The 7,392-nt window shown below is 67.3% G+C and carries 7 protein-coding genes and 1 tRNA gene; 5 read left to right on the top strand and 3 right to left on the bottom strand.

What is annotated here, in order from left to right; genetic code table 11:
• Window positions 1-442 (bottom strand): GntR family transcriptional regulator (locus AB1609_12110; GenBank protein MEW6047209.1); only part of this gene is annotated, 442 nt, incomplete at its 3' end.
• Window positions 443-462: 20 nt separating this feature from the next.
• Here AB1609_12110 and AB1609_12105 point away from each other — a divergent pair.
• Both AB1609_12105 and AB1609_12100 read left to right on the top strand, forming a co-directional pair.
• On the top strand, window positions 463-732 hold the full coding sequence (locus AB1609_12105) for a hypothetical protein (GenBank protein MEW6047208.1): 270 nt from the start codon (window positions 463-465) through the stop codon (window positions 730-732).
• A gap of 957 nt (window positions 733-1,689) precedes the next feature.
• Window positions 1,690-2,481, top strand: coding sequence for a nucleoside phosphorylase (locus AB1609_12100; protein ID MEW6047207.1), 792 nt, complete (start codon window positions 1,690-1,692; stop codon window positions 2,479-2,481).
• Between the two features lie 228 nt (window positions 2,482-2,709).
• Here AB1609_12100 and AB1609_12095 read toward each other — a convergent pair whose 3' ends face one another.
• The gene (locus AB1609_12095) at window positions 2,710-3,222 is read right to left on the bottom strand and encodes a hypothetical protein (protein ID MEW6047206.1); all 513 of its coding nucleotides are present in this window, start codon (window positions 3,220-3,222) and stop codon (window positions 2,710-2,712) included.
• Between the two features lie 230 nt (window positions 3,223-3,452).
• Window positions 3,453-3,529, bottom strand: a tRNA-Arg gene (locus AB1609_12090).
• A 454-nt stretch (window positions 3,530-3,983) separates the two neighbouring features.
• Between AB1609_12090 and AB1609_12085 the strand changes: the two genes are divergently transcribed.
• The 3 genes from AB1609_12085 to pdxA form a co-directional block, all read left to right on the top strand.
• Window positions 3,984-4,958, top strand: a complete 975-nt coding sequence (locus AB1609_12085; protein MEW6047205.1) for a 2-keto-3-deoxygluconate permease — start codon at window positions 3,984-3,986, stop codon at window positions 4,956-4,958.
• A 13-nt stretch (window positions 4,959-4,971) separates the two neighbouring features.
• Entirely contained in the window at window positions 4,972-6,327 is a 1,356-nt protein-coding gene (locus tag AB1609_12080) for a four-carbon acid sugar kinase family protein (GenBank protein MEW6047204.1), read from the top strand.
• Between the two features lie 100 nt (window positions 6,328-6,427).
• A partial coding sequence (gene pdxA, locus AB1609_12075; GenBank protein ID MEW6047203.1) for a 4-hydroxythreonine-4-phosphate dehydrogenase PdxA occupies window positions 6,428-7,392 on the top strand: 965 nt, incomplete at its 3' end.

The following is a 7,392-nucleotide window of genomic DNA, read 5'->3' as shown; positions in this document are numbered from 1 at the left end:
GGGCGATTTGGATGGCTACAGGCGTTCCTTCCACGTACCGAAGTCGTGAAATCTGAAATACCCTGTCACCTGTTTGAAGCCCTAAGCGCCGCTCGATGATAATTCCGGCGTCAATCGACTGAACCTCGAGCACGGTACTCTTTACCTTGAGACCCAGGGCGGACATCTTCTTGTGGAAACCGTGCAGCATGGACACCCTCTGGGGGATCTTGGGAGCCGCAACAAACGTCCCCTTGCCCGGATAGCGCTCGAGATAGCCGGCGAATTCAAGCCGTTCCATCGCTTTGCGGACGGTCATTCGGCTTATCTGGTAGCGCTTGCTGAGCTCCGTCTCCGATGGCAGTCGATCTCCTGGCTTGAGTTGCCCCGACTCGATGCTCTCCCGGATGTAGTCTTCAAGTTGCTGATAGAGCGGGATCGCGCTGACCTTGGATACGTTCACGCCGGTCGCCACCTTTCGGTGTGGGCCAGGTCCTTCGCCGCGGTGGGGAGCAAGCGGAGGCCGAGGTCAACCCCCTCAACGCGGAGGTGTCTACCGAGGCCCGGCCCATTCTGCTGGGCAAACCCTGCCAACCCGTTGAGTTTGGCTGCAAGCTGGGACTGGTGGAGACGCTAGAGGGCCTTATCCCCCACTTTCACGTCCAGGCCGGCAACCCGAGCGACGGAGGGCTGCTGATCGGCTTGGTGGCATGCCCGCTGTTTGGGGATCGAGTCCCGCGCAGTATCTGGTGACAGTGGCTTCTAGCTGGGTCCTAACCGCTACCGGGGCAAACCGGGCGCCCGCACCTGGGGCGCAGGGCCAAGGAAAACCCGCCGTGACGACGCCCGGACCGCACCGGACAGGGTTTCCTCCCTCATAACGGGCAGATTCGGATTTCATCTGCAGGCACCAGTCTAGCATTGTACTACCCTTTTCCCTCAGAGGATATTCTAGCGGTTCGGAACGGTTTCCTGCTGCGTGTACCCGACGGAGGAAGGTCCTCAGGGCCGACAGTGACCTGGAGCTGTGGCGCTACTGCCTGCGGCGAGCTTCTCAGCAGCGCGATGCTTGTGGCGGCCATCTTCGGTAGCGTTACGTCAGCTGGGTCGGGCGCCCCGAAGGCGACGGCGGTATGCGTGGTAGATGGTGATACCGTCATCGTCCGCTTTCAAGCCCGCGAGGAAACGATCCGTCTCATCGGCGTTGACGCTCCTGAAACGCTCCCCCAACCCTCGGCGTCGAACCCTTCGGCCCCGAGGCCAGCGCTTTCACGCGGAGCCTGCTGCCTCCCGGCACTCCTGTCCGGCTGGAGCTCCCCGGCGGCCGCTCCGTCCGCGTCGTTTCGCTGGAACCCATGAGCCTCGAGGATGTCCTCGGCCAGCTTGACACGGGGCAGTTCCTTTCCGGCGTTTGTAGGACGAGATCCCTGCAGTGCGAGATGGTCGGGTCTTCGCCGTGCAAGCCGGCGCCTGCTTCAGCCGGCCCGGGCCCCGGGGCGGTGGAGGGCGTCCAGACGCTGGCCGAGATCCACGTGCCTCTGCCCGTGTCCAAACCCGTCGGCATCACGGCGGGATCTCCGGAAAGCGGCGCAGCCTGGCCATCTTCGACCTCTTCCAGCCGCTGCAAATGGTGCTCATCGACGGTCATCGCAAAGGGTGAGGAAGATGAGTTACAATGCTAGCAAGCGTCTCCGTCGGGGGGTTGCCCGCATGGACGAGCACATCACGCCCCAGATGTTCATCGATTATGTTCTGCGAACGCGGGGACTCTCCCGGGAGAGCATGGGCGTGGCACCCGTCGTCGTCGGTTCGTGGAGCCGCCGGGTCGTGGAACGCCTGAAAGAGAGCCTTGGCGCGGGGCCGTCACCGCCCTGGCTTTACGGCGAAGTGCACCCGCTGTATTCCGCGGAAGTCGGCGGCAGGGCAGTCTGCCTGACCACGCTCAGGGTGGGGGCACCCGCAGCCATCATACAGGCCGAGGAGCTCATCGCCTGTGGCGCCCGCAGCCTCATCGGCGTGGGCTATGCGGGCAGCCTGCAGCCCGACGTGCCCGTGGGCAGCCTTTTCATCCCAACGGCGTGCCTTTCGGAAGAGGGAACGTCGGCGCACTACGGGCTGCAGGCGTCAGGCGGCGGTTGGGCTGGCTTGGACGTTCCCGGGCCGGCTCCCCGGCTGGCCCGGCTTTTGCAGGCCGCCTGCGAGGCCGAGGGCATTCGCCCGGCCACCGGCACCGTCTGGACGACGGACGCCCCGTACCGGGAACTCCGGAGCAAAGTGGAGCGCTACCGGGCCCAGGGGGTTGTCGGCGTCGACATGGAAACCTCGGCCATGTACACGCTGGGCCGCTTCCGCAACGTCGAGGTCTGCCATCTGCTGCTCATCAGCGACGAACTCTGGCACGAGTGGCGGCCGGCTTTCGGTTCCGCTGAACTCCGGACGGCGGAGGAGCGCGCCGCAGCCGTACTGCTTCGGGTGTTGCAAGACTGGTGCTCAACCGCCTGATGGACCCCGCCTCCCGCAAGAGCCTGGTGGAGGAGTAGCTGCCCACCGTCTGGGAGCCCCGGCTTTCGGGCCTGTGGCTCCACCACTTCTACCGGGCCCTCACCTTCGTCCACCGCTTCCAACACCGGGTCGCAGGCCCAGGCCCGGCGCTACGTGCTGGGTACGGAGCTGATCGGGACAGCGCCCGCCGTCTTCCGCGTTCTCGGGACCTCCGTGGTGCGGGATTCATCAAGCCTCGATCCAGTCGGGTTGGACGACAATCCGGGCCTGGTATGTGACTACCTGCGGCACATAGAAGAACAGCATCGTCCGAATCCGTCCAAACCACTGGATGACCTGATCTGCGGGCCACCTGCGTGCGGCCTCCTCGAGACCCTCCCGTGAAAGGGGCCGAACGACGCGCGACTCACCCTCCACCCATGTGAGAAACGAAAGCTCCCGGTCAAGCGCCTGAAGGGGCACAGTCACCCTGGGGCAGCGAGCCATGGAGGGATGGCTGAGGAGCCGAAAGTCGATGGGCGTCAGGAAAATCCCCGAGTTCTCGTACGGCCGTCCGATGAGCTGCTGCGCCCATTCCACGTACAAGGCGCGGTAAAAGGCCAGCCGCTCTTCGAACCCTCGGCCGGCTGTCCGTGGTTGATGGCTCAGTGGCAGAAGTCCATGCGTTCGAATGCCGTCCAGTACGTCTGGCGCCGGGTCGAGCAGGTAGTGGTAGAGGCGATCGGTTGAGCACGCTTGCACGGCTTCAGACCGCCCTAGAGCTCCGCGATGAGATCCTCGTAGGTGACGCTGTCCGGGAGCCTCTCTACGAGCTCCCGGAGCACCTGCTTCGGTGCAGTTCCCACCGCCGCCTCCCGCCCGCTTGCCGGAGGAGAAGCGCCCAAACACAAGGATTTTCTGCTTGATCAGGGGCCGTCATTGACAGGGACGGACCGTTGGCAGTGACCGATCTCGCCAACAGTTAGTGGAAGTGGTGGCCCCGAGAGGACTCGAACCTCCGACACGCGGTTTAGGAAACCGCTGCTCTGTCCGCCTGAGCTACGGGGCCACCGACCTCTGGGCCGGGGCACTGCCCGGAGCCGCGCGGGACCGGCCCGCTTCAGGCCCTGGCCTCAGGCCGGCGCTTCCGCCCGCCGAACAGCAGTGTATCACTCACCTCGGCCGCCCGCCAAGAGTGGGGTGAGCGAAGAAGATGAGCCCGCCGGTGAGCAACTCCGGCGCTCGATGGGGTTGCGGCTGGCTCGGGTTGCCCTTCTTCGCCATCACCCTGGGGAGTCCCTACCGGCGACCGCCGTCACGCGCATGTCCCACCGACCTCCCCCCACCGCTCACTCAACGTAGGCCGGTGCCGCCCCACCGGCGCGGCCGTACCTGACGGCATCCCTTCCGCAAAACGGAAAGGGTGGGCCCCGTAGGGCTCTCTGTCTTCAAGTTACAGGGGCCGCAGACAGGGGGGCATGCCCCGCCCGAAGAAAAGCCCGCGCGAAGGGAGAGTCCGAGGCATGGGTCGTGTTCCCATTGTAGCCACGTTGCAACGCGTTCCCGGCGGCATGATGCTGATTCCCCTGCTGATCGGGTCGATCGTGCGGACCTTCTGGCCAGGTTTCCTGGACATGGGATCGTTCACCACGGCCTTATTCAAGAACGGAGCGCTTCCACTCATCGCCCTGTTGATCCTGGCCACGGGTGCGCAGATCAACGTCAGGCAGAGCGGCGTGGTGCTTGCCAGGACAGGCGTGTTGCTGCTGGCCAAGACGATCGTGCCCGCGCTGCTGGTCATTGCCTATGGATATACGTTCGGCAAGCCCGGCGTGTTGGGCCTGTCCCTGCTGGCCGCCATGATTGCGTTCATCAACTCCAACGGCGGCCTGTGGATCGCGCTGGCCTCGCAGTACGGGGATGAAGAAGACAAGGGCGCCTACATCGCCAGCGCGCTCAACGACGGGCCGTTCTTCACGCTGTTGTTCCTGGGCCTGAGCGGCCTTGGCGCCATTCCGTGGATCTACATCGTGGCGGCCATCATTCCGTTCGTCATCGGCTTCGTGCTGGGTAACCTGGATCACCGGTTCGCGGAAATGATGAAGCCGACCGCGGCCATCACGATTCCCTTCTTCGCCTTCGCCCTCGGAGCCGGGATCGACATGCGCTCGCTCGCGCTCGGGGGCGCCACGGGCGTGATCCTCGGGGTGCTCGTGTCGGTCGTGACCGGCATGTTGGGGTACGTCGCGTACCGGTACATCTTGGGGGCGCCGAGCGCGGTCGGCTTCGCCATTGGCACCACGGCGGGCAACTCGGTGGCCACGCCGGCCATCGTGGCGGAGGCCGATCCGAGCTTCTCGGCGTTCGTGCCGGTGGCCACGGCTCAGGTGGCTGCAGCAGTGCTGATCACGGCCATCCTAACGCCGATCCTGACCCACTACCTGCAGCGGCGCATCCAGCCCCGGGCCCAGCTGGCCGGCGCGGCGGCAGGGCGCTGAAGGAGAGCAAGGGATGGGGCGCAGGGAAACACCGTCGCGCAGCGCTCCGCGTGGCGCGGCACGCCGGTTCTACGCCGTGGTGGCGGATGACCTGACTGGCGCCGGGGACACGGGCGTGCAGTTCGCCCGGGCCGGTTTGAAGACGCGCTCTCTGGTCGGAGCCTGGGATGCCGCCAGCCTCATGGACGCCGACGTGGTCGTCGTCAACACGGAGAGCCGGGCCGCCCGGCCCGAGGATGCCCATCGTGCCGTCTTGCAGACGGTGCGGCGGCTCCTCGAGGCCGGGGGCCGCCCCATTTACAAGAAGACGGACTCCACGCTGCGCGGCAACATCGGAGCCGAACTGGACGCCCTGCTCGACGGGGGCGGCGTGCGGCTGGCGGTGCTGTGCCCGGCCTTCCCGGCCAACGGCAGGACGGTGGTCGGCGGCTTTCTCCTGGTCGATGGGCAGCCGGTGGCGCGCACCGCCATCGGCAGGGACCCGGTCAGCCCGGTCCGGCAAAGCCACATCCCCGCGCTCGTGACGAGCCAGTCGCGCCATCGGGTGGCCCACATCTCCCTGACCACCGTGGAGCAGGGAGCGGCGGCCGTGAGGCAGGCCCTGGACGGCATGGCGACCCAGGGGCCAACGACTGTGGTGGTGGACGCGGTCAGCGACGCCGACCTGGCCGTCATCGCCGAGGCGGCGGCCGGCATGGGTGAGGGCGTGCTGCTGGCGGGATCGGCAGGCCTTGCGCAGCCGGTCGCGACCCTGCTGGCCGCTCGCGAGCGCCGTGATGGGGCGGCCTCGACCTCGGCCAGCCGGTCCGTGCTCATGGCCTGCGGGTCGGTCAATCCCACCTCCCGGGCTCAGCTGGCGAAGCTGAGCGCACAGCCTGGCTGGGTGACGGTCGTGCTGGACCTGCGTGCCGCTCTCCATGGCGGGCGGGCCTGGACAACCTGGCGAGATCGTGCGGTCAGCCAGGCCGTCGAGGCAGTGGCTGCAGGGCAATCGGTGGCGGTCAGTACGCCGGGCGATCAAGCCGACGTGGAGACGGCCCGGCGCGAGGGTGTGGCGGCCGGGTTATCCCCTGACCAGGTGCCGGCCCATCTCGCCCGGGCCATCGCGGACGTCGCAGTGGGGGTGGCCACCAAAGCACGGGACCGCCTGGCCGGCATGGTGCTGACGGGCGGAGACACCGCCCGGGCCGTCATGGACAGGCTGGGCGCACCCGGCGTCGACCTGCTCTCCGAGGTCTCTCCGGGCATTCCGTATGGAACGATCAGCGGAGGGAGCCTGCCCGGCATGCCGGTGGTCACCAAAGCCGGGGGCTTCGGCAAACCGGAGGCACTGGTGGATGCCGCCCGCTACCTCGTCGAACGGGCCTGAGTCCACCTGCGGGCGGCGGGAGCAGAGCGCCAACGAAGGGGTGAGGTCAACCGTGGACTCGGGAGGCGCCGCGCGGGGGCGCCCGGTGCTCGCCATCACGATGGGCGACGTGGCCGGTGTCGGGCCTGAAATCGTGGTCAAGGCCCTGGCCCGGGCGCACGTTCACCAGGTCTGCCGTCCGCTGGTCATCGGTGACGCGGGGGCGTTGAAGCGCGACCTGGCGTTCTGGCCGGGTGACGGCCCCGCGGCCGTGAATCGCGTCGCATCGGTGCAAGAGGCGCGGTGGGAACCCGGGGTCATCGACATCTTGCAGCCGGGGCGCGACCTGGGCCCCGTGGAACGTGGGAAGGTGTCGGCCGAGGCGGGGCGGGGCGCGGTGGAGTTCGTGCAGGAGGCCATCCGGTTGGCCCGGGAGGGCACCGTGGCCGGGATCGTGACCGCCCCTCTCAACAAGGAGGCCATGCACCGGGCGGGCTTCTCGTACCCGGGGCACACGGAGATGCTGGCCGAGGGGTTTGGCGTGCGCCAGTACTCGCTGGTACTGTCGGCTCGGGGGCTGTTCGTGTTTCATGTGACCACGCACGTGGCGCTTCGGGAAGCCCTGACGATGATCACGGAGAACCGGGTGCTCAACCAGATTCGCCTGGCTCACTACCTGGCTCGTGCCCTGGGAGAGGAACAGGCGCTGGTCGCCGTGGCCGGCCTCAACCCGCACGCAAGCGAAGGGGGCCTGTTCGGAGACGAGGAGCAGACCATCATCGGGCCTGCGGTGCGCCGGGCGGAGCAGGAGGGCATTCCCGTGGTCGGGCCGCTGCCGGCCGACGTGGTCTTCCCGAGGGCGGCACGGGGGATGTACCGTTTCGTGGTGGCCATGTACCACGACCAGGGGCACGCCGTTTTCAAGAGCCTGTATTTCGACGAGGGCGTCAACCTCACGGTCGGCCTGCCGGTCATCCGCACCTCGGTCGACCACGGGACCGCCTTCGACATCGCCGGCAAAGGGGCGGCGCGGGAGGACAGCCTGGTGCAGGCCATCGAACTGGCCGCCCGGCTGGGGCCGAAGTG

Source organism: Bacillota bacterium, from assembly GCA_040754675.1.
Taxonomy (GTDB): Bacteria; Bacillota; Limnochordia; order Limnochordales; family Geochordaceae; genus Geochorda.
The sequence above is the reverse complement of the archived record's forward strand: the minus strand, read 5'-3'. Positions and strand labels throughout refer to the sequence as shown.